Source organism: Mycobacterium paraterrae (assembly GCF_022430545.2).
Classification (GTDB): domain Bacteria; phylum Actinomycetota; class Actinomycetes; order Mycobacteriales; family Mycobacteriaceae; genus Mycobacterium; species Mycobacterium paraterrae.
This window is the reverse complement of record NZ_CP092488.2, coordinates 3,692,149-3,713,900: the sequence shown is the minus strand read 5'-3', so window position 1 is coordinate 3,713,900 and position 21,752 is coordinate 3,692,149. Positions and strand designations below refer to the sequence as shown.

The 21,752-nt window shown below is 65.7% G+C and carries 22 protein-coding genes; 15 read left to right on the top strand and 7 right to left on the bottom strand.

The window, feature by feature from the left end; all coding sequences use genetic code 11:
- Positions 1-51 precede the first annotated feature (51 nt).
- Entirely contained in the window at positions 52-1,530 is a 1,479-nt protein-coding gene (locus MKK62_RS17945) for a cryptochrome/photolyase family protein (protein WP_240258556.1), read from the top strand.
- Complete coding sequence (locus MKK62_RS17940; protein WP_240258557.1) at positions 1,530-1,910, top strand: SRPBCC family protein; 381 nt, start codon at positions 1,530-1,532, stop codon at positions 1,908-1,910. Before MKK62_RS17945 ends, MKK62_RS17940 begins: the two co-directional genes overlap by 1 nt.
- A 4-nt stretch (positions 1,911-1,914) precedes the next feature.
- On the opposite strand, the gene MKK62_RS17935 is transcribed toward MKK62_RS17940, so the two are convergent.
- On the bottom strand, positions 1,915-2,415 hold the full coding sequence (locus MKK62_RS17935; protein ID WP_240258558.1) for a DUF427 domain-containing protein: 501 nt from the start codon (positions 2,413-2,415) through the stop codon (positions 1,915-1,917).
- A gap of 106 nt (positions 2,416-2,521) precedes the next feature.
- Here MKK62_RS17935 and glgX point away from each other — a divergent pair, with 106 nt between their 5' ends.
- Positions 2,522-4,675, top strand: coding sequence for a glycogen debranching protein GlgX (gene glgX / locus MKK62_RS17930; RefSeq protein ID WP_240258559.1), 2,154 nt, complete (start codon positions 2,522-2,524; stop codon positions 4,673-4,675).
- A 25-nt stretch (positions 4,676-4,700) separates the two neighbouring features.
- Here the strand turns inward: glgX and MKK62_RS17925 are convergent, their stop codons facing one another.
- The 4 genes from MKK62_RS17925 to MKK62_RS17910 all read right to left on the bottom strand — a co-directional run bounded on the left by MKK62_RS17925 (position 4,701) and on the right by MKK62_RS17910 (position 7,384).
- On the bottom strand, positions 4,701-4,982 hold the full coding sequence (locus tag MKK62_RS17925; RefSeq protein ID WP_240258560.1) for a hypothetical protein: 282 nt from the start codon (positions 4,980-4,982) through the stop codon (positions 4,701-4,703).
- A 107-nt stretch (positions 4,983-5,089) separates the two neighbouring features.
- Positions 5,090-5,440 (bottom strand): DUF3253 domain-containing protein, encoded by a 351-nt coding sequence (locus MKK62_RS17920; RefSeq protein ID WP_240258561.1) that lies wholly within the window; start codon positions 5,438-5,440, stop codon positions 5,090-5,092.
- Between the two features lie 150 nt (positions 5,441-5,590).
- Positions 5,591-6,547, bottom strand: a complete 957-nt coding sequence (locus tag MKK62_RS17915) for an electron transfer flavoprotein subunit alpha/FixB family protein (RefSeq protein ID WP_240258562.1) — start codon at positions 6,545-6,547, stop codon at positions 5,591-5,593.
- A gap of 36 nt (positions 6,548-6,583) precedes the next feature.
- Entirely contained in the window at positions 6,584-7,384 is an 801-nt protein-coding gene (locus tag MKK62_RS17910) for an electron transfer flavoprotein subunit beta/FixA family protein (protein ID WP_240258563.1), read from the bottom strand.
- A gap of 251 nt (positions 7,385-7,635) precedes the next feature.
- Here MKK62_RS17910 and MKK62_RS17905 point away from each other — a divergent pair, with 251 nt between their 5' ends.
- The 4 genes from MKK62_RS17905 to MKK62_RS17890 all read left to right on the top strand — a co-directional run bounded on the left by MKK62_RS17905 (position 7,636) and on the right by MKK62_RS17890 (position 12,745).
- Positions 7,636-8,433 (top strand): class I SAM-dependent methyltransferase, encoded by a 798-nt coding sequence (locus MKK62_RS17905; protein ID WP_240258564.1) that lies wholly within the window; start codon positions 7,636-7,638, stop codon positions 8,431-8,433.
- A gap of 5 nt (positions 8,434-8,438) precedes the next feature.
- A complete protein-coding gene (locus tag MKK62_RS17900; RefSeq protein WP_240264081.1) occupies positions 8,439-10,013 on the top strand; it encodes a 1,4-alpha-glucan branching protein domain-containing protein in 1,575 nt (524 codons plus the stop codon).
- On the top strand, positions 10,010-11,254 hold the full coding sequence (locus MKK62_RS17895; RefSeq protein ID WP_240258565.1) for a glycosyltransferase family 4 protein: 1,245 nt from the start codon (positions 10,010-10,012) through the stop codon (positions 11,252-11,254). The genes MKK62_RS17900 and MKK62_RS17895 overlap by 4 nt, the downstream gene beginning before the upstream one ends.
- Positions 11,255-11,392: 138 nt before the next feature.
- The gene (locus MKK62_RS17890; RefSeq protein WP_240258566.1) at positions 11,393-12,745 is read left to right on the top strand and encodes a TIGR01777 family oxidoreductase; all 1,353 of its coding nucleotides are present in this window, start codon (positions 11,393-11,395) and stop codon (positions 12,743-12,745) included.
- Here the strand turns inward: MKK62_RS17890 and MKK62_RS17885 are convergent.
- Positions 12,742-13,365 carry a TIGR03085 family metal-binding protein gene (locus tag MKK62_RS17885; RefSeq protein ID WP_240258567.1) on the bottom strand — a complete coding sequence of 208 codons (624 nt, stop codon included), beginning with the start codon at positions 13,363-13,365 and terminating at the stop codon, positions 12,742-12,744. The two genes, MKK62_RS17890 and MKK62_RS17885, sit on opposite strands and share 4 nt — an antisense overlap.
- A 230-nt stretch (positions 13,366-13,595) precedes the next feature.
- Between MKK62_RS17885 and MKK62_RS17880 the strand changes: the two genes are divergently transcribed.
- From MKK62_RS17880 to MKK62_RS17845, 8 genes are read left to right on the top strand one after another with little or no spacing between them, the layout of a single operon-like run.
- Positions 13,596-14,723, top strand: a complete 1,128-nt coding sequence (locus tag MKK62_RS17880) for a polyprenyl synthetase family protein (protein WP_434085099.1) — start codon at positions 13,596-13,598, stop codon at positions 14,721-14,723.
- The gene (crtI, locus tag MKK62_RS17875) at positions 14,723-16,252 is read left to right on the top strand and encodes a phytoene desaturase family protein (protein ID WP_240258568.1); all 1,530 of its coding nucleotides are present in this window, start codon (positions 14,723-14,725) and stop codon (positions 16,250-16,252) included. The genes MKK62_RS17880 and crtI overlap by 1 nt, the downstream gene beginning before the upstream one ends.
- Positions 16,249-17,208 (top strand): phytoene/squalene synthase family protein, encoded by a 960-nt coding sequence (locus MKK62_RS17870; RefSeq protein WP_240258569.1) that lies wholly within the window; start codon positions 16,249-16,251, stop codon positions 17,206-17,208. The genes crtI and MKK62_RS17870 overlap by 4 nt, the downstream gene beginning before the upstream one ends.
- Complete coding sequence (locus MKK62_RS17865) at positions 17,208-17,528, top strand: lycopene cyclase domain-containing protein (RefSeq protein WP_240258570.1); 321 nt, start codon at positions 17,208-17,210, stop codon at positions 17,526-17,528. Before MKK62_RS17870 ends, MKK62_RS17865 begins: the two co-directional genes overlap by 1 nt.
- Positions 17,525-17,836 carry a lycopene cyclase domain-containing protein gene (locus MKK62_RS17860; RefSeq protein ID WP_240258571.1) on the top strand — a complete coding sequence of 104 codons (312 nt, stop codon included), beginning with the start codon at positions 17,525-17,527 and terminating at the stop codon, positions 17,834-17,836. Before MKK62_RS17865 ends, MKK62_RS17860 begins: the two co-directional genes overlap by 4 nt.
- Positions 17,823-18,545 (top strand): class I SAM-dependent DNA methyltransferase, encoded by a 723-nt coding sequence (locus MKK62_RS17855; protein WP_240258572.1) that lies wholly within the window; start codon positions 17,823-17,825, stop codon positions 18,543-18,545. The genes MKK62_RS17860 and MKK62_RS17855 overlap by 14 nt, the downstream gene beginning before the upstream one ends.
- Positions 18,542-20,065, top strand: coding sequence for a hydroxysqualene dehydroxylase (locus MKK62_RS17850; RefSeq protein WP_240258573.1), 1,524 nt, complete (start codon positions 18,542-18,544; stop codon positions 20,063-20,065). Before MKK62_RS17855 ends, MKK62_RS17850 begins: the two co-directional genes overlap by 4 nt.
- Positions 20,062-21,060 (top strand): DUF5914 domain-containing protein, encoded by a 999-nt coding sequence (locus MKK62_RS17845; protein ID WP_240258574.1) that lies wholly within the window; start codon positions 20,062-20,064, stop codon positions 21,058-21,060. The genes MKK62_RS17850 and MKK62_RS17845 overlap by 4 nt, the downstream gene beginning before the upstream one ends.
- On the opposite strand, the gene MKK62_RS17840 is transcribed toward MKK62_RS17845, so the two are convergent.
- The gene (locus MKK62_RS17840) at positions 21,036-21,728 is read right to left on the bottom strand and encodes a phosphodiesterase (RefSeq protein ID WP_240258575.1); all 693 of its coding nucleotides are present in this window, start codon (positions 21,726-21,728) and stop codon (positions 21,036-21,038) included. The genes MKK62_RS17845 and MKK62_RS17840 overlap by 25 nt on opposite strands.
- Positions 21,729-21,752: the final 24 nt, after the last annotated feature.

The following is a 21,752-nucleotide window of genomic DNA, read 5'->3' as shown; positions in this document are numbered from 1 at the left end:
TTGCCCATGCTGGGTTGATTCGATCGCCTTCGGCAAGGGTATGGCACCCAGATGAGTCCTGACTCCCGACGCTGGTGTTTCGCCGACCAGCTCGGGCCGCACTTTCTGGACGAGCCCGACCAGCCGGTGTTGCTGATCGAGTCGCGGGCGGCATTCGCACGACGTCGCTTTCACCGCCGCAAAGCGCATCTGGTGCTGTCGGCATTACGCCACCGCGCAGCCGAGCTTGGCGAGCAAGCCGTCTTTTTACAAACGCGCACGTACCGCCAGGCGCTCGAGCAGCTCGACGAGCCGATCAGCGTGTGCCAGCCCACGTCGTGGGCTGCGGATCGGTTCGTCCGGTCACAGCCGAATGTCGAGGTGCTGCCGGCACGTGGGTTCTGCACCGACCGCGACGCCTTTGGCTCGTGGGCTGAAGGCCACCGCACGTTGAAGCTGGAGAACTTTTACCGCGATGCGCGCCGCCGATTCGACCTGTTGATGGACGGAAACAATCCAGTCGAGGGTCGGTGGAACTTCGACGCCGACAACCGTGAACCCGCTCCCAACACTGCCGAACTGGGGATCAAAGCCCCCTGGCGACCGGAGGAAGACGAGATCGACGAGCAGGTCCGCGCGGACCTGGACCGCTGGGAACGCGACGGCGATGTGTCGTTCGTGGGCCGCGACGGCCCGCGCGAATTCGCCGTCACCGCAGCCGAAGCACGGCAAGCTCTCGATGTGTTCGTACGAGATCGTCTGCCGCACTTTGGTCCGCACGAAGACGCCATGCTCAGCGGTGACCGCTTCATGGCGCACAGCCTGCTCTCGGCCCCAATGAACCTGGGTTTGCTCGACCCACTTGACTGCGCGTACGCCGCCGAGGATGCCTACCGTTCGGGCAAGGCGCCGTTGGCCAGCGTGGAGGGCTACATCAGGCAGCTGATCGGCTGGCGCGACTACATCTGGCATGTCTACTGGCATTTCGGCCGGGGCTACCGTCGGCGCAACGCCCTCGACGCGCACGGCCGGTTGCCGAAGTGGTTCGCGGAGTTGGACGCCGACTCCGTCGATGCGCACTGTTTGAAAGACGTGCTGGCCCAGGTCCGCGATCACGGCTGGGTGCATCACATTCCGCGGTTGATGGTGCTGTCGAACTACGCGCTGCAGCGTGGATGGAACCCCGCCGCGATGACCGACTGGTTCCACCGCTGCTTCGTCGACGGCTACGAGTGGGTGATGGTCGCCAACGTGGTCGGTATGTCGCAGCACGCCGATGGTGGGCTGATGGCCACCAAGCCGTACACCTCCGGTGGCGCCTACATCAACCGCATGAGCAACTACTGCGGCGACTGCCGCTACCGCCCCTCCGAACGGGTCGGCGACCGGGCCTGCCCGTTCACCGGCGGATACTGGTGGTTCCTGGAGCGCAATGCCAAACACCTGGAGAACAACCAGCGGATGACCCAGCCATTGGCCGGGATGCGACGCCTCAAAGACCTCGACGCCGTGGTCGAGCAACAACGAAGCCTCGGGGGGCGGGCGCCCTGATGCTCTCCGTCGACCGAGTCATTGCCGCGCCGCCGTCGGTGGTGTGGAGCGTCCTGGTCGACCTCGACGCATGGCCGCGGTGGGGGCCGACGGTCAGCGGCGGCCGACTCGATCCTCCGTACACCCGGCTGCAACTAGGTGCGACCGGCACTGTTCAGACGGCGGTGGGCATCGCCGCACCGTTCGTCATCACCGAGTTCGAGCCGGGCCGGCATTGGGCATGGAAGGTGGCCGGCATCCCGGCAACACATCATCGGGTCGAGCCGGTCGGCGACTACGCGCGGGCGAGCATGGCGGTTCCGGTGTGGGCGGCGGCCTATCTGTCGGTTTGCGCAATTGCGTTGCGCCGCATCGACATCATTGCGACCTGCGGTCCGTGAAGCGTCACCAGCCCATCGATCCCGGAATTCCCTTGAAGGGTCCGACAATCCAGCTGGTAATCCAGCCGCCGTAAAACCCGCCCGGTTGCGGGACAACCGTCTCCCCGTTGACTGTGCAACGGTCCACCGCCGCGGCCATCACGGCGACGGCCCCGGCCAGCGGCGCGAAACCCGGCGTGGGTCGAAGGTAGGTCCATCCGGCCCGCGGTGCCACTCTTGCGTCGGTCACCAGATCGAAATATGTTGCCTGCCCTTTCCATTCGCACCAGGACGCGCCATCAGCGCGGCGCAGCACCCCGTCGGCGAAAGCGGCCTGGGGCAGGTAGTACGTCGGCGGGTGGCTGGTCTCAAGCACCCGCCAGGCGCGGGTGGTCGACGCGACGGCGCGGCCGCCGAGCTCGACAGTGATCGATCCACCGAACTCTTCCAAACGTGGCGGACGCGGATAATCCCACACCGACTCCTGTCCGGGTCCTGGTCTATCAGGTTGGGGCCACGGTTGCACACAGCCATTGTGCCTCGCTTCACAGCATGTGTGACTCGCCGCACGGTGGGTAATCTGCAGCGTCGGGTCGCAGCCGTGCGGCGCTGAGAAATGGAAAGAGGGCGCTGTGTCAAACCCTGAGAACGCGACGCGCCCCGAGCGCATCGAGCAGTGGCCGGGCAAGGCATATCCACTGGGCGCTACGTACGACGGTTCGGGCACCAACTTCGCCATATTCAGCGAGGTGGCCGAGAAGGTGGAGCTCTGCCTGTTCGACGCGGACGGCGCCGAGACCAAAGTGGCGCTCAACGAAGTGGACGGGTTCGTCTGGCACGGGTTTCTTCCGTCAGTTGAACCGGGCCAACGGTACGGCTACCGGGTGCACGGTCCCTACGATCCGGCGGAGGGACACCGCTGCAATCCCAACAAGCTTCTGCTCGACCCGTATGCGAAAGCAATCGATGGCAACTTCGAGTGGCACCAGTCGCTGTTCAGCTACAACTTCGGCGATCCCGACAGCCGCAACGACGACGACTCCGCCCCACGCATGCCCAAGTCGGTGGTGATCAACCCCTTCTTCGACTGGGGCAACGACCGGCCGCCCGACCACGAATACGCCGATACCGTCATCTACGAGGCGCACGTCAAGGGACTCACCGAGCTACACCCGGACGTGCCCGAACGTCTGCGCGGAACCTATGCCGGGATCGCCCATCCCGTGATCATCGAGCATCTGAAAAACCTCGGCATCACCGCCATCGAGCTGATGCCCGTCCATCACTTCGCCAACGACTCCACGCTGGTCGACAAGGGCCTGTCAAACTACTGGGGCTACAACACAATCGGCTTCTTCGCGCCCGACTTCAAATACACCTCGAGCAACAGCCCGGGTGGCCAAGTCCAGGAATTCAAGACGATGGTCCGCGCCCTCCACGAAGAGGGCATCGAGGTAATCCTGGACGTCGTCTACAACCACACCGCCGAAGGTAACCACCTCGGACCGACGTTGTGCATGCGCGGAGTCGACAACGCGGCCTACTACCGCCTGGTCGACGACGACCGCCAGTACTACATGGACTACACGGGAACCGGTAACAGCCTCAACGTCGGCCACCCACACGCCCTGCAACTGATCATGGATTCGCTGCGCTACTGGGTCACCGAGATGCACGTCGACGGCTTCCGGTTCGACCTGGCCTCCACACTGGCTCGCGAGTTCTACGATGTCGACCGCCTTTCGGCCTTTTTCGAACTGGTGCAACAGGATCCGACGGTCAGCCAAGTCAAGCTGATCGCCGAGCCCTGGGACGTCGGCCCCGGCGGCTACCAGGTCGGCAACTTTCCGCCGCAGTGGACGGAATGGAATGGCAAATTCCGCGACACCGTTCGCGACTACTGGCGCGGGGAACCGGCGACGCTCGGCGAGTTCGCCTCCCGGCTGACCGGCTCGGCCGATCTGTACGAACACACCGCTCGCCGGCCGGTGGCGTCGATCAATTTCGTCGTTGCCCACGACGGTTTTACGCTTCGAGACCTGGTCTCCTACAACGAAAAACACAACGAGGCCAACGAAGAGGGCAACAACGACGGTGAAAGTCACAACAGGTCGTGGAATTGCGGGGTCGAGGGCCCGACCGACGATCCGGCAGTAAACGCCCTGCGCGCTCGGCAGCAGCGCAACTTTTTGGCGACAACCCTGTTAGCGCAGGGCGTTCCGATGATCTGTCACGGCGACGAGCTCGGCCGGACCCAGAACGGCAACAACAATGGGTTCTGTCAGGACAACGAAATCACCTGGGTGCACTGGGACAAGGCGGACACCGAACTGTTGGCATTCACCGCCTCGGTGTCGGCCCTTCGCGCCGACCACCCGGTGTTCCGGCGGCGGCGATTCTTCCAGGGAGTACCGGTGCGCCGCCGCGGAACCGAAGGACTACCCGACATTTCCTGGTTCCGCCCCGACGGCTCCGAAATGAACGACGACGACTGGGATTCGGGCTTCGGAAAATCGGTGACGGTCTACCTCAACGGTCACGGCATCCCCGACCTCGACAGCCGGGGCCAGCGGGTCACCGACGACTCATTCCTGTTGTGCTTCAACGCCCACCACGAACCCATCGAGTTCACCATGCCGCCCGGCGAGTTCGGTCGAGAGTGGACACCGGTGGTCGACACCTCCGGTGAACTGACCGAACAGGAAGACGCGCAACCGATTCCGGCAGCAAAGACGGTCCGGGTCGAAGCGCGGGCAATGGTGGTATTGCAGGCCGGCGGCGAGTGAGCCGCCGGCGCAACCTTTCCCGCGCTCAGCCGTGCGGAGCCTCGTCGATCTTGCTGTCCGGCTTGCCCAGCGTCTGGCAGTAGGTCACCGCCGACAACCGGGTGGCGCTGATCTGCAAGTTCGACGGTTCGGCGCCGCTCTTGTCCTTGAGCATCTTGCTGACCTCGTCGTTCTGCTTCTTCTCGTCCTGCGTGGTGAAGTCCTTGCACTTGGTGTCCCCACCGGTGTTGACGATCTGCGATGCAGAACATCCGCTGAACAGAACCGCGGCGATCGCGATTGCGGCCGGCGCCATTGCCTTCATCATCGGGTCCCTTCCCTGGAACGAGTTTGGCACCTGTTTGTACACCGCTACCTCAGGGTTCAAACGCGTAATTGACAGCTTCTTCCCAGCGAGCGGCCTGGCTTCCGCAATCAGGAATCGTCGACCGAGGTCACGCGGATGCGGATGGGCCCGGCTGGTTGCTGGCCCGGATCGACCACGGCACCGCGCTGGGTGATTTCCACGTCACCTGCGCGTGCCAACTCGAAGGCGATGCTGCGACTGGGCTCGGTCAACTCGCGCCAACGGTCGCCGCCGACCGCGCGGGCCGCATCGGAGGGACAGATGCTGCTGCCCGGGCCGCGGTGGCGCGCCAACGCCAGGATCGCCGCCCGCACGCGGGCGGTGGCCGATCCGCTGCCCAACGCGGTCTTGCCTGAAGCGGCGCCTGGGCCGCTGCCCTCGGCCACGCTGACCAGCTCGCGGTGCGGGTCGCTGCTCACCACACCAGGCTAGTAAGCAACCCGCCGACACTGCGGCTGGATGCAGACTCGACACCGCCACCGCGGCTAGACGCAGGCTCGACGGGCGGCCCCTCACATGCAGAAAGCCCCCGTCACGCGTACAGGCGTGGCGGGGGCTTTCCCGTTGGATCAGCCCTTGCGGGTCTTGACCGCCTCGGTCAGCTGCGGCGCGACCTTGAACAGGTCGCCGACGACGCCGTAGTCGGCGATCTCGAAGATCGGCGCTTCTTCGTCTTTGTTCACCGCGACGATCGTCTTCGAGGTCTGCATGCCGGCGCGGTGCTGGATGGCCCCGGAGATACCGAGCGCGATGTACAGCTGGGGCGAGACCGTCTTCCCCGTCTGGCCCACCTGGAACTGGCCCGGGTAGTAGCCGGAGTCCACGGCGGCACGCGATGCACCAACCGCGCCGCCCAGCGAGTCGGCCAACTCCTCGACCACGCTGAACTTGTCGGCGCTGCCGACTCCTCGACCACCGGACACCACGATGGTGGCCTCGGTCAATTCCGGACGGTCACCGGCGACGGCCGGTTCACGCGAGGTGATCTTGGTGGCGTTCTCGGCCGGCTCGGGAACCTCGACGTCGACCCGCTCGCCAGCACCATCGGACGGCTCGGCGTCGATTGCGCCCGGGCGCACAGTGATGACGGGGGTGTCACCGTTGGCCTGGCCCTCGACGGTGAATGCGCCACCGAAGATCGACCACGTCGCCTTGTTGTCAGGCTGCACGTCGACAACGTCGACCAGCAGACCAGAGCCGATCCGGGCGGCGAGCCGACCGGCGATCTCTTTGCCGTCCGCGTTGGCGGCCAGCAAAACCGCTGCGGGACTGGCGGATTCGGCCAACGAAGCCAGCACGTCGACGAACGGGGTGATCAGGTAATTCTCCGCATTGTCGGACTCGGCGACGTAGATCTTGGCGGCGCCGGCAGACTTCAAGCCGTCGATCAGTGGCTCGGCCGTGCCCGGCTTGCCTACGACGACGGCGGCGGGCTCGCCCAGAGCGCGTGCCGCAGTGATCAATTCGGCGGTGACCTTTTTGATAGCGCCTTCAGCGTGCTCGACGAGCACGAGTACTTCAGCCATGAGTTTTATCCGTGTCTTTCGGTAAGTGTGGACGTCTTAGATGATCTTTTGACCGACCAGGTACTTGGCGATGTCGTTGCCACCCTCGCCCTCGTCGGTGACCTTCTCGCCCGCGGTCTTCGGCGGCTTGGGCGTCGACGTCAGCACCTTGGAACCGGCGTTCTCCAGCCCGACCTCGTCGGGCTCGACCCCGATCTCGGCCAGCGTCAGCTTGGTGACTTCCTTCTTCTTGGCGGCCATGATGCCCTTGAAGGACGGGAAGCGCGGTTCGTTGATCTTCTCGTTGACGCTCACCACGGCGGGCAGCGAGGCCTCGACCGTGAAGACGCCGTCGTCGGTCTCACGCTCGCCGGTGATCTTGCCGCCTTCCAGCGACAGCTTGCGCAGGTGCGTCAGCTGCGGCAGGCCCAGGTACTCGGCGATCACGGCCGGCACCGCACCGCCGGTCCCGTCGGTGGCCTCGTTGCCGGCGATGACCAGCTCGGTGCCTTCGATCGTGCCCAGCGCGCGCGCCAACGCCCAACCGGTCTGGACGACGTCCGAGCCGTGCAGGCCGTCGTCGAGAAGATGAACGGCCTTGTCGGCGCCCATCGACAGCGCCTTACGGATCGCCTCGGTGGCGCGCTCGGGCCCCGCGGTCAACACGGTGACCGATCCTTCGGTGCCGTCGGCGGCTTCCTTCTCGCGGATCAGCAGCGCTTCTTCGACCGCGCGCTCGTTGATCTCGTCCAGCACGGCGTCTGCGGCTTCACGGTCCAGCGTCCAGTCGCCGTCTTTCAGCTTCCGCTCCGACCAGGTGTCCGGGACCTGCTTGATCAGGACCACGATGTTCGTCATGAGAGTGGCTCGTCCTCCTCGAGTGCGTTCTGCAGCAACAAGCCACAGAACTTATGTCACATCTTTGTGCGCACCGCACCCGCATGTTACTGACTGGTAACTTAGTGTGGCTTGCACCCCCACCATAGCGGGTCGTCCTGCGGGTTTCGCCCCCCCGGTGCCCTCACAGGCGCGTGATGCTCGTCGCTCGCACGGGAATACTTGCGGTGAACATTCGCGAACCCTTCACGACGGGTTAGCCTGCCTAGGCAATGAGCGCATTCATCCCTGACGTTCCGCATCCCCTCGCGGACACCGCGTTGCCGTTGACCGGTGAACGCACGATTCCGGGCCTCGACGTCGAGAATTACTGGTTCCGCCGCCATGAGGTGGTCTACCAACAGCTGGCGCGGCATTGCCGCGGCCGCGACGTGCTCGAGGCCGGTTGCGGCGAGGGCTACGGCGCCGACCTGATCGCCGGGGTCGCGCAGCAGGTGACCGCGGTCGACTACGACGCGTCGACGGTCGCGCACGTCCGCGCCCGCTACCCGCGCGTCCGGGTGATTCACGGCAACCTGGCCGAACTTCCCCTGCCTGACCAGTCGGTAGACGTCGTCGTGAACTTCCAGGTGATCGAGCATCTATGGGATCAGCCGCAGTTCGTCCGCGAGTGCGCCCGGGTGTTGCGTCCGTCCGGCCTGTTGATGGTGTCGACGCCCAACCGGATTACGTTTTCACCGGGCCGTGACACACCGATCAATCCGTTTCATACTCGCGAGCTCAATGCCATCGAGCTGACAGAACTGTTGCACGAGGCGGGCTTTGAGGTCCGCGGCATGTACGGCGTCTTCCATGGAGCTCGGCTTCGCGAGATGGACGCTCGACATGGCGGCTCGATCATCGACGCCCAGATCGAACGGGCCGTCGCCGACGCGCCGTGGTCGGAGGAACTGCTGGCCGATGTCGCTGCCGTCGCTGCCGACGACTTCGACATCGTCGAGGCCGGCACCGATGCGGCGCGACCCATCGACGACAGCCTCGACCTTGTTGCGATCGCGGTGCGCACGTGACGCCGATCGACAGTCCGAGCGAGCCGGTACCGGGGTTGTTCACCCTGGTGTTGCACACCCACCTGCCCTGGTTGGCACATCACGGCCGATGGCCGGTCGGCGAAGAGTGGCTGTACCAGTCGTGGGCGGCGTCCTATCTTCCGCTGCTGCAGGTTTTGCGCCGATTGGCCGACGAAGACCGGCACCGGTTGATCACGCTGGGTGTCACCCCGGTCGTGATGGCTCAACTCGACGATCCGTATTGCCTTGACGGGATGCATCATTGGCTCGCCAACTGGCATCTGCGTGCAGCCGAGGCGGCCAGCCTGCGACCCGGCGACACCTACGACGGATCGGCCGCCTCAGCCCCAGAAGCGCTGCGCGCCTTCGGCATTCGTGAGATGGCCGAGACAGAACGCGCGCTCGAAGATTTCCAGACGCACTGGCGGCACGGCGCCAGTCCGTTGCTGCGCCGCCTGATCGACGCCGGGACCGTCGAGCTGCTGGGCGGTCCCCTGGCTCACCCGTTCCAGCCGTTGCTCAATCCGCGACTAAGGGAGTTCGCGCTGCGCGAGGGATTGGCCGATGCCCGACAGCGGTTGTCCCACAAGCCCACTGGCATCTGGGCGCCCGAATGCGCCTATGCCCCGGGCATGGAGCACGACTATGCCGCCGCCGAAGTGGGCCACTTCATGGTCGACGGCCCGTCGTTGCACGGCGATACCGCGCTCGGACGGCCGGTGGGCGACTCCAGCGTCGTCGCATTCGGCCGCGACTTGCAGGTGAGTTACCGCGTGTGGTCACCGAAGTCGGGTTACCCCGGTCACGCCGCCTACCGCGACTTTCACACCTACGACCATCGCACCGGCCTCAAGCCGGCCCGCGTCACCGGCCGCAACGTACCGTCGGAGAAAAAGGCGCCCTACGACCCTGAACGTGCCGATCGCGCAATCGACAGCCACGTCGCCGACTTCGTCGACGTGGTGCGGCGCCGACTGATCGCCGAGTCAGCTCGGATCGGCCGACCGGCCCACGTAGTCGCGGCCTTTGACACCGAGTTGTTCGGTCACTGGTGGTACGAGGGGCCGGCCTGGCTCGAGCGCGTGCTGCGGGCGCTCCCCGAAGCGGGCGTGCGGCTCGGCACTTTGAGCGACGCCATCGACAACGGCCTCGTCGGTAGCGCCGTCGAACTGCCGCCCAGCTCTTGGGGTTCGGGCAAGGATTGGCAAGTGTGGTCGGGCGAGAAGGTGGCCGACCTGGTTCAGCTCAACGCCGAGGTGGTCGACACCGCCTTATCAGCCGTCGACAAGGCGTTGGACCACAGAGCATCACTCGACGGGCCGACCCCCCGCGACCACGTCGCCGACCAAATTCTGCGCGAGACCCTGCTCACCGTGTCTAGCGACTGGCCGTTCATGGTGAGCAAGGATTCGGCGGCCGACTACGCCCGCTATCGCGCGCACCTGCACGCCCACGCCACCCGTGAAATCGCCGGCGCCCTGGCGTCGGGCCGCCGCGAGGTGGCACAGCGCCTGGCCGAGGGCTGGAATCGGGCCGACGGATTGTTCGGCGCGCTCGACGCCCGGAGATTGCCGCGATGAAGATCCTCATGGTGTCGTGGGAGTACCCACCGGTGGTGATCGGTGGATTGGGTCGCCACGTCTACCACCTGTCGACCGCGCTTGCCGCTGCCGGCCACGAGGTCGTCGTGCTGTCGCGACGCCCGACCGGCACTGATCCGAGCACCCATCCGTCGTCGGATGAAATCAACGAGAACGTAAGGGTTCTCGCGGCCGCACAGGACCCGCACGAGTTCACGTTCGGCACCGACATGATGGCGTGGACCCTGGCGATGGGACACGCGATGATCCGCGCCGGCCTCTCGCTCAAAGAGCAGCGCAGCGACGAACCGTGGCGGCCTGACGTGGTCCACGCCCACGACTGGCTGGTCGCGCACCCGGCGATCGCACTTGCTGAATTCTACGACGCACCACTGGTTTCGACGGTCCATGCCACCGAGGCCGGTCGGCACTCCGGCTGGGTGTCCGGTCCCCTGAGCCGGCAGGTGCATGCGGTCGAATCGTGGCTGGTGCGCGAATCCGACTCGTTGATCACCTGCTCGGCATCGATGAGTGACGAGATAAACGAGTTGTTCGGACCGGACCTGGCCGATACCACGGTGATCCGCAACGGCATCGAAGCCGCACGCTGGCCGTTCGCGCGGCGCAAAAGCCGCACCGGCCCGGCGGAACTGCTCTACGTGGGCCGGCTCGAATACGAAAAGGGCGTGCACGAGGCGATCGCAGCGCTCCCCCGTATCCGGCGCGCCCACCCGGGTACCACGCTGACCATTGCCGGCGAAGGTACTCAACACGACTGGCTCGTCGCACAGGCACGTAAATACAAGGTGCTCAAGTCAACTCGCTTCGTTGGGCGGCTGGATCACGACGATCTGCTGGCCGCATTGCATCGTGCCGATGCCGCGGTGCTGCCCAGCCACTACGAACCATTCGGACTGGCGGCACTGGAAGCCGCCGCCGCCGGAACTCCGCTGGTCACTTCCAACATCGGCGGCCTGGGTGAGGCCGTCATCAACGGCGAGACCGGGATGTCCTGTCCGCCACGGAATGTGGCCCGACTGGCCGAAGCTGTCAACGCGGTGCTCGACGATCCGGCGGCTGCGCAGCGGCGGGCCCAGGCCGCGCGTCGGCGCCTGACGGCAGCGTTCGACTGGCACACGGTGGCCGAAGAGACCGCGCAGGTGTACCTGGCCGCCAAGCGTGCCGAGCGTCAACCGCTGCCGCGGCTGCCCATCGTCGAGCATGCGCTGCCGGATCGGTAGGCGTTGGCCTCCGGCGACGATGCAGGCCGGCAACAGCCTGAGGAGGAGCCGGGGAGTTCTTGGCCTCCGGCGACGATGCAGGCTGGCAACAGCCTGAGGAGGAGCCGGAGTTCTTAACGGCGGAGGTACCGTCGGCTCATGGGAATCGAATATTCGAGCGTGGTCGACGCCCCGATCTATGAGGTCTTCGACTGGCACGCCCGGCCCGGTGCATTCACGCGGCTGACACCGCCGTGGTCGCCGATGAAATTGATCAGCGAAGCGGAGTCACTGGAGAATGGGCGGGCCGAACTCGGCCTGCCCGGTGGTCTGCGCTGGGTGGCCGACCACCAACCGGACGGCTACGACCCACCGCGTCGCTTCGTCGACGAGATCGGTTCCGACGGGCTGGCGTCGCTGCCCGCAAAGCTGGCGGTGCGCTGGCGGCACACCCATGACTTCGAGGAGGTCGACGGCGATCGCACGCGGGTGATCGACCACGTCGACACGCCGGTTCCCGGGGCCGCGCTGAAGTCGATGTTCCGCTACCGCCACCAGCAACTGGCCGACGACCTCGCCGCACACCGCAGGGCGGCAGACCACGGACTAGCCCAGCTCACGGTTGCCATTACTGGTGCATCCGGGCTCGTCGGGTCGCAGTTGGCCGCGTTCCTGTCCACCGGCGGCCATCGGGTAATTCGGCTGGTTCGGCACGCCTCGTCGAATGCCGATGAACGACAGTGGAATCCGGGTAATCCAGACCCCGAGCTGCTGGCCGGAGTGGACGCGCTCATTCATCTCGCCGGCGAATCGATCGCCGGCCGATTCACCGAGGATCACCGCGCCGCGATTCGAGACAGCCGAATCGAGCCGACGCGTCGACTCGCCGAATTGCTCGCCGGTGCCACCGACGGACCCAAAGTTCTGGTTAGTGCGTCGGCGATCGGCTTCTACGGCTACGACCGCGGCGACCAGACGCTGACCGAGACCAGCGAGCGCGGCGACGGATTTCTCGCCGACGTTGTCGCCGACTGGGAGGACGCGACCACCCCGGCCGAGCAGGCCGGCATCCGCGTGGTGCGGGTGCGCACGGGGATCGTGCAGTCCCCCGCCGGCGGGACGCTGCGGTTGCTGCGGCCGTTGTTCGCCGCGGGACTCGGCGGGCGGCTCGGAGACGGTCAGCAATGGTTCTCGTGGATCGGGATCGACGATCTCGTCGATGTGTATCACCGCGCACTGTGGGACGCCGACCTCTCCGGTCCGGTCAACGCGGTAGCCACCGACCCGGTACGCAATGTCGAATACACCCGGGTTTTGGCGCGTGTGCTGCACCGGCCGGCGTTGCTGCCGGTGCCGCCGCTCGGGCCCAAGGTGCTTCTCGGCGACCAGGGCGCCCGTGAGCTCGCGCTGGCCAGCCAGCGGGTGCTGCCCGCAAGGCTGCAGCAGGCCGACCATCGCTTCCGCCGTCCTGGCCTCGAGCAAACCCTCCGGCACCTGCTGGGGCGGGGCTAGAGCCCGCGCGGGGAGTCGCGGATCGCAGCGACTGCGGCGGCGTCACCGGCAAAGTTCACGCGCACCGCGTCACGACCAGCGACGAACAACAGCAGCTCCTGCGGTTCGCCGGTGATCGTGACCGTCTCACCCCGACCTACTGTCGCGATGCGGTCGCCTTCGGGCGTCTGCAGGACGGCATGGGCGGGCAGCTTGCTCAGCATGATCCGGCTCATCAGCCCAAGCTGGCGCCGCAGTTGCACCGCGGTCGAAGCATCGAGCACGCGCGGCTCCCAGCCGTCGACGGCTCGGCGCACGTCCTCGTGGTGGATGAACATCTCACCGAGATTCGCGATCGGGTCGAGCAGCTTGAACGGTGAGTAGATCGGCGGACCGGATGCCACCAGCTCGACCAGTGCGTTCCAGTTGGTGGATCGTGCGACCTTGTCTTGGACTTTTGCGGTGTAGCCGGCCAGAAATGGCAGGGCGATCCCTGCGGTGGCGTCGATTCGTCGTTCGCGCACCACCAGGTGCGCGGCGAGGTCGGTGGTGTTCCAGCCTTCGCACAGCGTCGGCGCTCGCGGACCCACCTCGCGAAATGTCGACACCAGTGCACGTCGTTCGCGCTGCGCTGAAGTCATCTGCGCCGCTCCTCCTCATCGCTTCGCTCTGCATCGTCAACACTAGGCGCCTTGGATCGCTGGCGAGGCAAGGAGATGTTCAGTAAGTTAATCTTTAACTCAATGAAGTGAACCTTGGCTGGCCCGGGTTCGCCGTGTTTGTCTTTGCCCTTCGGGAGGTATAGCGCGTGAGTCCGAGGTATACGGCCAGGCCGCGACCCAACCGTGCGAGAGGGGCCTAAGTGGGCGAGCTGCGTGCACTCTCCTTGGCACCGCCGGCGGCCCCCGCTGAGCTAGATCAGCAAACGTGGTCAGATCCCGCGCAATTCGAGGTATGGCGGATCGGCTTACGTGCGAAAGTGCTGTCGCACCTGGGTGAATTCGTGGCCGCTCGATGCGCCGCAGAACTCGCGGAGTCGGGCGTCGACGTGGCCGGCGATATCCTGCTGAACTTCGTGGCCGGCGGAAAGTGCCTGCGGTCGACCTTCATGTACCTCGGCTGGCTGGCGGGATCCGCAGACAGCGACGAAGCATTGTTCGCGTCGGCCGGACTGGAATTGCTGCATGCCTTTGCGCTGATACAGGACGACGTGATGGATGCCGCGTCGTCGCGTCGCGGCCGCCCTGCCGCTCACATTCAATTCAGCCAGTGGCACCGAAAGCGAAAGCTTTCTGGAACTGCGGAAAGGTTCGGTGAGTCAGCGGCGATCCTGCTGGGCGACCTTTGCCTGATCTGGGCCGAGCAGATGATGCGGGAAAGCGGCCTGGAGTACCGGAGTCTGCGGCAGGCCTGGCCGCGGTATGACGCGATGCGCACCGAACTCGCGCTGGGCCAATTCGCCGACCTGGCAAGCGATATCCGCGATCTGCCTTCGATGGACACAGTTCTGGAAGTGGCACGTCGCAAATCGGGCAATTACACGGTGCGCCGGCCATTGGAGATCGGCGCGGCGATGAGCGGCTGCAGCGACCGCACCATCACAGGTCTGGGCCGATACGGCGAAGCGGTCGGCGAGGCGTTTCAACTGCGAGACGACCTGCTCGGGGTCTTCGGGTCCGCGGCGGTAACGGGCAAACCCGACGGTCAGGACCTCGTCGAGCGTAAGGCCACTAGCGTCGTCATCGCTGCACATCAGTTGGCCGACCCGGCCACTCGCACGCAGCTGACCGAGCTGATGAACATCGCCGATCTCGACGAGGACGCCATCAAGCGTTGGCGGTCCCTGATCGTCACGACCGGTGCCGTGCAGTGGATCGAAGACACGATCAGCGACCGGGTGGGCTCGGCGCTCAAGGAGCTCGACCAGCTCCGAATCAATGAACCGGTGCGCGCCGCTTTGACGAACATGGCTTCCGTGTGCACGGAGCGAACTGAATAATGCGCAGTGTGCCTGGCCCTAACAATCACGTCGTCGTTGTCGGCGCCGGCTTGGCCGGACTGACCGCGGCCCTGCATCTGGCCGGCCGCGGTCGCGAGGTGACTGTTGTCGAGCGCGAGAACTGGCCCGGCGGGCGTGCCGGGCGCGCCGACATTCGCGGCTATCAGCTCGATACCGGACCGACCGTGCTCACCATGCCGGACATCATCGACGAAGCTTTTGCCGCAGTCGGCGAAAACCGTTCGGACCGCCTGCAATTGATGCCGGTAGATCCCGCATACCGCGCGCAGTTCGCCGACGGCAGCAGCCTCGACGTGCACAGCGACGCGGACGCCATGGCGCAGGCGATTAGCGCGTTCGCCGGCGCGCAAGAGGCAGACGGCTATCGAAAGTTGCGCGATTGGCTGACGCGGTTGTACCGCACCGAATTCGACGGGTTCATCGCGGAGAATTTCGATTCGCCACTATCGCTGTTGAATCCGCAGCTGGCTCGCCTGACGGCACTCGGCGGTTTCCGCAAATGGGACACGATGGTCGGCCGCTACATCTCCGATCCGCGGTTACGTCGGGTGTTCACGTTCCAGTCGCTGTACGCCGGAGTCGCGCCCCGTAAGGCGCTGGCCGTCTACGCGGTGATCGCGTATATGGACACCATCTCTGGCGTTTACTTCCCACGAGGCGGAATGCGGGCGCTTCCCGACGCGCTCGCCGCCGCCGCGGCCCACGCGGGAGTGCGGTTCGTGTACGGCGCGACCGTCACGGGCTTGCAGCGCAACGCAAACCGAGTCTCGGCCGTGCTGACCGACACCGGCGAGCGCATCGCGTGCGACGCGGCGGTGCTCACGACCGAACTACCCACCACCTACGCACTGCTGGGCCGCCAGCCGCGGCGCGTCGGTCGTTTGCGGCCGGCCCCCTCTGCCGTCGTCGCCCACATCGGTCGACGTCGAACGGAATCAGCGAGTCCGCCACTAGCCCATCACAACATCATCTTCGGTGAGGAGTGGAACCAGACCTTCACCGACATCATCCAGGACGGCCGGCTGATGCGGGACCCGTCCCTGCTTGTCACCCGACCGACAGCCAGCGATCCCAGCCTGGCCCCGGACGGCCACGAGTTGTTCTACGTGCTCGCCCCGGCGCCCAATCTGGAGCGCGGGATAATTGACTGGTCGCGCATCGGTGACAGCTACACCGAGCAGCTCATCGATACCGTTGACGCACAGCTGATTCCGGGTTTCCGCGACGGGACCGATGTCTTGCATGTCGTCAACCCCGAGGACTGGGCAGCCCAAGGCATGATTGCCGGCACGCCGTTCGCGCTCGCGCATACGTTCGCGCAGACCGGACCGTTCCGACCCGCGAACACGGTGCGCGGCATCGACAATGCGGTCCTGGCGGGGTCGTCGACCGTTCCCGGTGTCGGCGTGCCCACCGCGATGATCTCGGGCCGGTTGGCCGCTGACAGGGTCACCGGCGTCGCTGACACATCACCACACACCGTCATCGCGAAAGCCGGCCGCTCGTGATCCGCACCGAGTTGAGCGCGGCCGGTATCGACGATCCGGAACTACGTGCGGCCTACCAACGTTGTCGGACGCTCAACGCCGCCCACGGCCGCACCTTTTTCCTTGCCACCCGGCTTCTCGCGCCCGACCAGCGGCCCCCGATCCACGCGCTCTACGGTTTTGCGCGCTACGCCGACGACATTCTCGACGACTTCGACTCGACCTTGGACACTCCGAACCGGGCAACCCGTCTGCAGCAGTTGTCCGACGAGTTCTTCTCCTCCGAAGAACATCCGGGCAACCCGGTGCTGGCCGCCGTCCGGCACACCGCGCGGCGCTACGCGATCCGCGACGAATTGTTCGACGATTTCTTGACATCCATGCGAATGGATTTGACGATCACCGACTATCCCGACCGCGACGCTCTCAACCTCTACATGAAGGGGTCCGCGGAAGCCATTGGCCTGCAAGTGCTTCCGATCTTGGGTACCGTCGTCTCCGCCGACGAGGCCGCTCCCCGCGCGGCGGCTCTGGGCCGGGCGTTCCAGCTGACGAACTTCCTGCGGGACATCGACGAGGATTTGCTACGTGGGCGCGTTTACCTGCCGGCTGACGAACTTGCCGCCTACCACGTTGACCGCGAATTGCTGACCTGGTGCCACACACACCGCACGACCGACCAGCGGGTGCGCGACGCACTGGCCGCTCAGCACGACATCGCCCGGGGCGTCTATCGCTTTGCTGCCGACGGCGTGGCCATGCTCGAGCCGCGCTCGCGTCCGTGCGTCTCGACCGCGTTGACGCTGTACGCCGAGATCCTTGACCGCATCGAGGACAGCGGCTTCGCCGTGTTCAGCCAACGCGCGACGGTCGGCAACGCGCGACGGCTGCGGGTCGCCGGAGCCGGCCTCATCCGGTCTTGGCGGGCGCGGCGCACACACGTCGCGTCCGATGCCCCCAGATCTGGTGCGGTGTAGTGGATCGCTGGCAGTATCTGATTGTGCTCGGTGCCTGCTTGGCCATCACCTTGCCGCTGGAGACCTTTCGCCCTGGCGTCTATCGCCAGGTTCGGCGTGCGGCTCGCGCCGTGCTGCCAGTGGCCGCGGTATTCGTGATCTGGGACGAAATCGCGATCGGCCTTGGCATCTGGACATACAACCCGGCATACGTGACCGGCGTGAACGTCCCGTTCCACATGCCGATCGAAGAGGTGTTGTTCTTTCTCGTGATTCCTCTGTGCGCGTTGCTCACCTACAACGCGGTCAGCGGGATTCTGCGACGGGTCACCCGCAAATGACGGGGCTCGGTTACACGGTCCCGGCTGTGGTGTCGGTGCTGGCCGTCGCAGTACTGGAGTTCACGGTGTTACGGACCGGGCTGTTTCGGCGCGGGGCCTATTGGCTGTCGATGATCATCGTGATCGGCTTCCAGATCCTCACCGACGGTTGGCTGACCAAGCTCAGCGCCCCGATCGTGATTTACGACAACCGGCAGACCAGCGGGATCCGGTTCCCATTCGACATTCCGATCGAAGACTTTCTGTTCGGCTTTGCCTTGGTCACCGCCGTCCTGCTGCTATGGGAGCGTCAACGTGAGCATCAGTAATTTCGGCCTACCCCGCGCGGACGTGCCGGCCGCCTTCGATGCCGGCGCCTCCGCATACGACCGGCTGGTCGGGGCGAGCCCGGGATACCATGCGCACCTTCGCCTTTCGGCCCAGCGGCTTCGGCTGCCCAACCAGGGACGCGGATTGCGGCTACTCGACGCGGGATGTGGTACCGGTGCGTCGACGGCCGCGTTGCTGAGCGTCGCACCGCACGCCGACATCGTTGCCATCGACGCGTCCAAAGGCATGCTCGACGAGGCGAAAAACAAGTCGTGGCCACCGTCGGTGCAATTTGTGCACACGCCCGTCGAAGGTCTCGCCGAAAACGGTGTCGTCGGACCGTTCGACGGAATCCTGGCCGCATATTTGATCCGCAATTTGGCCGATCCCGACACGCAGTTGCTCGCCCTGCGCAATTTGCTGGCGCCCGGAGCCACCTTGGCGGTGCATGACTACTCGGTGCGCGACTCCCGGCTCGCCACCGCGATATGGAACGCGGTCTGCTGGGGCATCATCATTCCGTCCGGGTGGTGGCAAACCCGGGACTCGACGCTGTATCGGCACCTGTGGCGCAGCGTGTTGAGCTTCGATGGCGCAACACGGTTGCGGCAACGGATGCGCGACGCGGGTTTCGTGGCGGTACATAGTGAGACGATGCCGGGCTGGGAGACCAACATCGCGCACACCTTCCTCGGGGACGCGCCATGACCGACCGGCACCGCCGCACTTTCCCTGCCCCGCAAGGCCTTCCGAGCGCGAAGGCCCTGTCGTCGCAGCCGCGGGCCGTCGTCGTCGGCGCTGGCATCGCGGGGCTTTCGGCCGCAACGGGTTTGGCCGAGCGGGGAATCTCCGTCGACGTCATCGAACGCCAGCAATATCTGGGCGGGCGAGTCGGCGCCTGGACCGAGCAGGTCGACGGCGCCGAGCTTGCCATGAACCGGGGTTTCCACGCGTTTTTCAGGCAGTACTACAACTTGCGTGCGCTGTTGGAGCGCATCGACCCTACGCTGTCGATGCTCACCGCGGTCGACGATTATCCGCTTGTCGACGGTGCCGGACGCCAAGACACCTTCCGCGGCCTGCCGCAGACGCCGCCCTGGAATGCCTTGGTATTCGCGTTGCGCAGTCCGACGTTTCGGTTCACCGATCTGCTCAAGATCGACGCGCGTGCCGCGGCACCGCTTGCCGCGGTCTCGCTGCCGGATATCTTTGCGCGCCTCGACCACATCGATGCCGAGACGTTTCTGCAAAGCATCAACTTCCCTGAGGCGGCCCGGCACTTAGCCTTCGAGGTGTTTTCCCGCAGCTTTTTCGCCAGCCCGACTGCGCTGTCGGCCGCGGAGCTGGCCACCATGTTCCATATTTATTTCCTCGGCTCCAGTGAGGGCCTGATCTTCGACGTCGCCAATTCCAACTTCGACACCGCTCTATGGGAGCCGCTGCGTCAGTACCTCGTCGACCTGGGAGTCCGCTTCCAGCAAGGCGTGTCGGTGTCGAGCATCGCCAGCGGGAGTGGCCAGACGTTCCGTGTGCACACCGACGCCGGTGAGCAGCTGGACGCCGACTCCGTCGTCCTGGCCACCGACATTGCCGGACTACAAGCGATTGTCGAGTCGTCTCCGCAGCTCGGCGACGAACTGTGGCGGGCGCGGATCAAGCGGCTGCGGACCGCGCCGCCGTTCCTGGTGCAGCGGCTATGGCTGGATCGTCCCGTGGCCAACGACCGAGCAGCGTTTCTGGGAACGTCCGGTCACGAACCCGTCGACAACATCAGCGTCCTCGACCGCTACGAACGCCAAGCCGCCGATTGGGCTCAGCGCACTGGCGGCTCGGTGGTCGAAGTACATTCCTATGCAGTCGAATCCGCGCAGCCCCAGAACGCGATGCTCGACCAACTGCACAAGCTCTATCCCGAGACCCGCCAGGCGCGGGTCGTTCATGAGCGCACACTGCAGCACCAAGATTGTCCGCTGTTCGCGCCCGGAACCTACGCGCACCGACCCGGAGTGGTGACCCCGCAACCGGGACTCCTGTTGGCCGGTGACGGGGTCCGAATTGACCTACCGGTCGCGCTGATGGAGCGTGCGGCCACCACGGGCTGGACCGCCGCCAACGAGATCCTTCAGCGGTGGGGCCTCGCCGGTCACCCGCTGGCGACGGTGCCCACCCGGGGCCGTTCGGCGTTGCTGCGCCATCTCGCCGGCCGAGAAAGGGTGGCGCAACCATGAGCATCGGCGACAGTGTGCGGCAGCGCTGGCCGAAAGACTGGCCGCTGCAACCGATCCCGTCTGCCACGTGGACGGGTCAGCGTCCTACTTATCGCGACGCCTCGCCGGCGATCATCGCGGCGGCGCTGGACCGGTCACAGCGCCGGCCGACGGGGAATTGGTACACCTTCGCCGCGAGTCGCGACGTTCGCCACGACAAACCGCTCGGGTGCACTGTTGCCGGTGTCGAGCTGGTCGCCTGGCGCGATCAGCAATCCCGGCTGTGCGTCGGCCCGCGAAGTTGTCCGCATCTCGGCGCCGATCTCGCGACGGCCGCAGTTCACGACGGCGACCTGATCTGTCGGTGGCACGGACTGTGCCTCGGTCGTGACACCGACGAATACCGCTGGCGACTACTCCCCAGCTGCGACGACGGCGTCCTGGTCTGGGTCCGGCTCGACGCCGTCGGCGGCGAAGAGCCGCTCGACCATCCGGTGATTCCGGACCGACCGACCGGCGACACCCTCGATGCCGTCGCAACGATGGTCGGCACCTGCGAACCGTCCGACATCATCGCCAACCGGCTAGATCCCTGGCACGGCGCGTGGTACCACCCGTATTCGTTCACTCAGCTCGAAGTACTCACCACGCCGACCGAAGAGGTGGACAGCTTCCTGGTTGCGGTGACGTTCCGGATCGGCCCGGTCGGCGTGCCGACCGTGGCCGAGTTCACCAGCCCTGAGCCGCGCACCATCCTGATGCGGATCGTGGACGGTGAGGGCGTCGGTAGTGTCGTCGAAACCCACGCCACGCCATTGGGTTTGGGGCCGGACGGGTTGCCGAGGACCGCAGTGATCGAGGCGACCGTCGCGCACTCGGACCGCACCGGCTTCCGGCGGGCGCTTTCCGCTGCCCCGATGATCACACCGCTGATGCGTCTGGCCGCCGCCCGGCTATGGAAGGACGACCTCGTCTACGCCGAGCGTCGCTATCAGCTACGTGCAGCCAAGGCGTGATCGTCGGCCCGACCTTCTCGACTCTGGGCGTAGGCATACGCACGCAGGTCAGCCAGCCAGTTCGGATACATCGCGACCCCCGGTCCGGTGTTCAACACGGGGTCGAAAGAAATGTCCCGGCCCGGCGTCGCGTGCGTCAGCGTCAGGCGCGCCAGCGGACGGAAGTGTGACGCTGCTCCGCCTTGCTCGATATCGATAGCAATCGCGTGATGACCGAGCGTGCTTCGGATGCCGTCCAACGAAAGTCCCGAGCCGTCGATCGGGGTCGCGACCTTAGCCCGCAACCACCAGTTCGTGCCCCGGTATCGCAGCGGAGCGAGGCTGGTCATCGAACTGCCGGCCCACGATGTCACCGGGCGAAGCCAAATCGAGCGAACGACGGGTCCCGGCACAGCCGAAGCCAGCAGGACGTCCCAGTGCGATGTCGAATCTTCTTCGGTCTCAACACGAAAGGCCAGGCCAATAATGTCAGGCAGAGCCGAAGGCGTTCCCAACGCTTTCGACAGCCGCGCAACGACCTTCGCCGAAGGTAGCGGCAAGCCGGTGCCGGCCGGTGCCAGCCGTTCGATCACGCCCTCTGCCACAACACCGTCAGGGTGGAATATCCGCCGTCCTCGTAACGCCGACCCCCATCGGAAAGGCGCGCTGAGCGATTCCATCAGACTCATCCGGATCACATTCCCGCTGCGGTC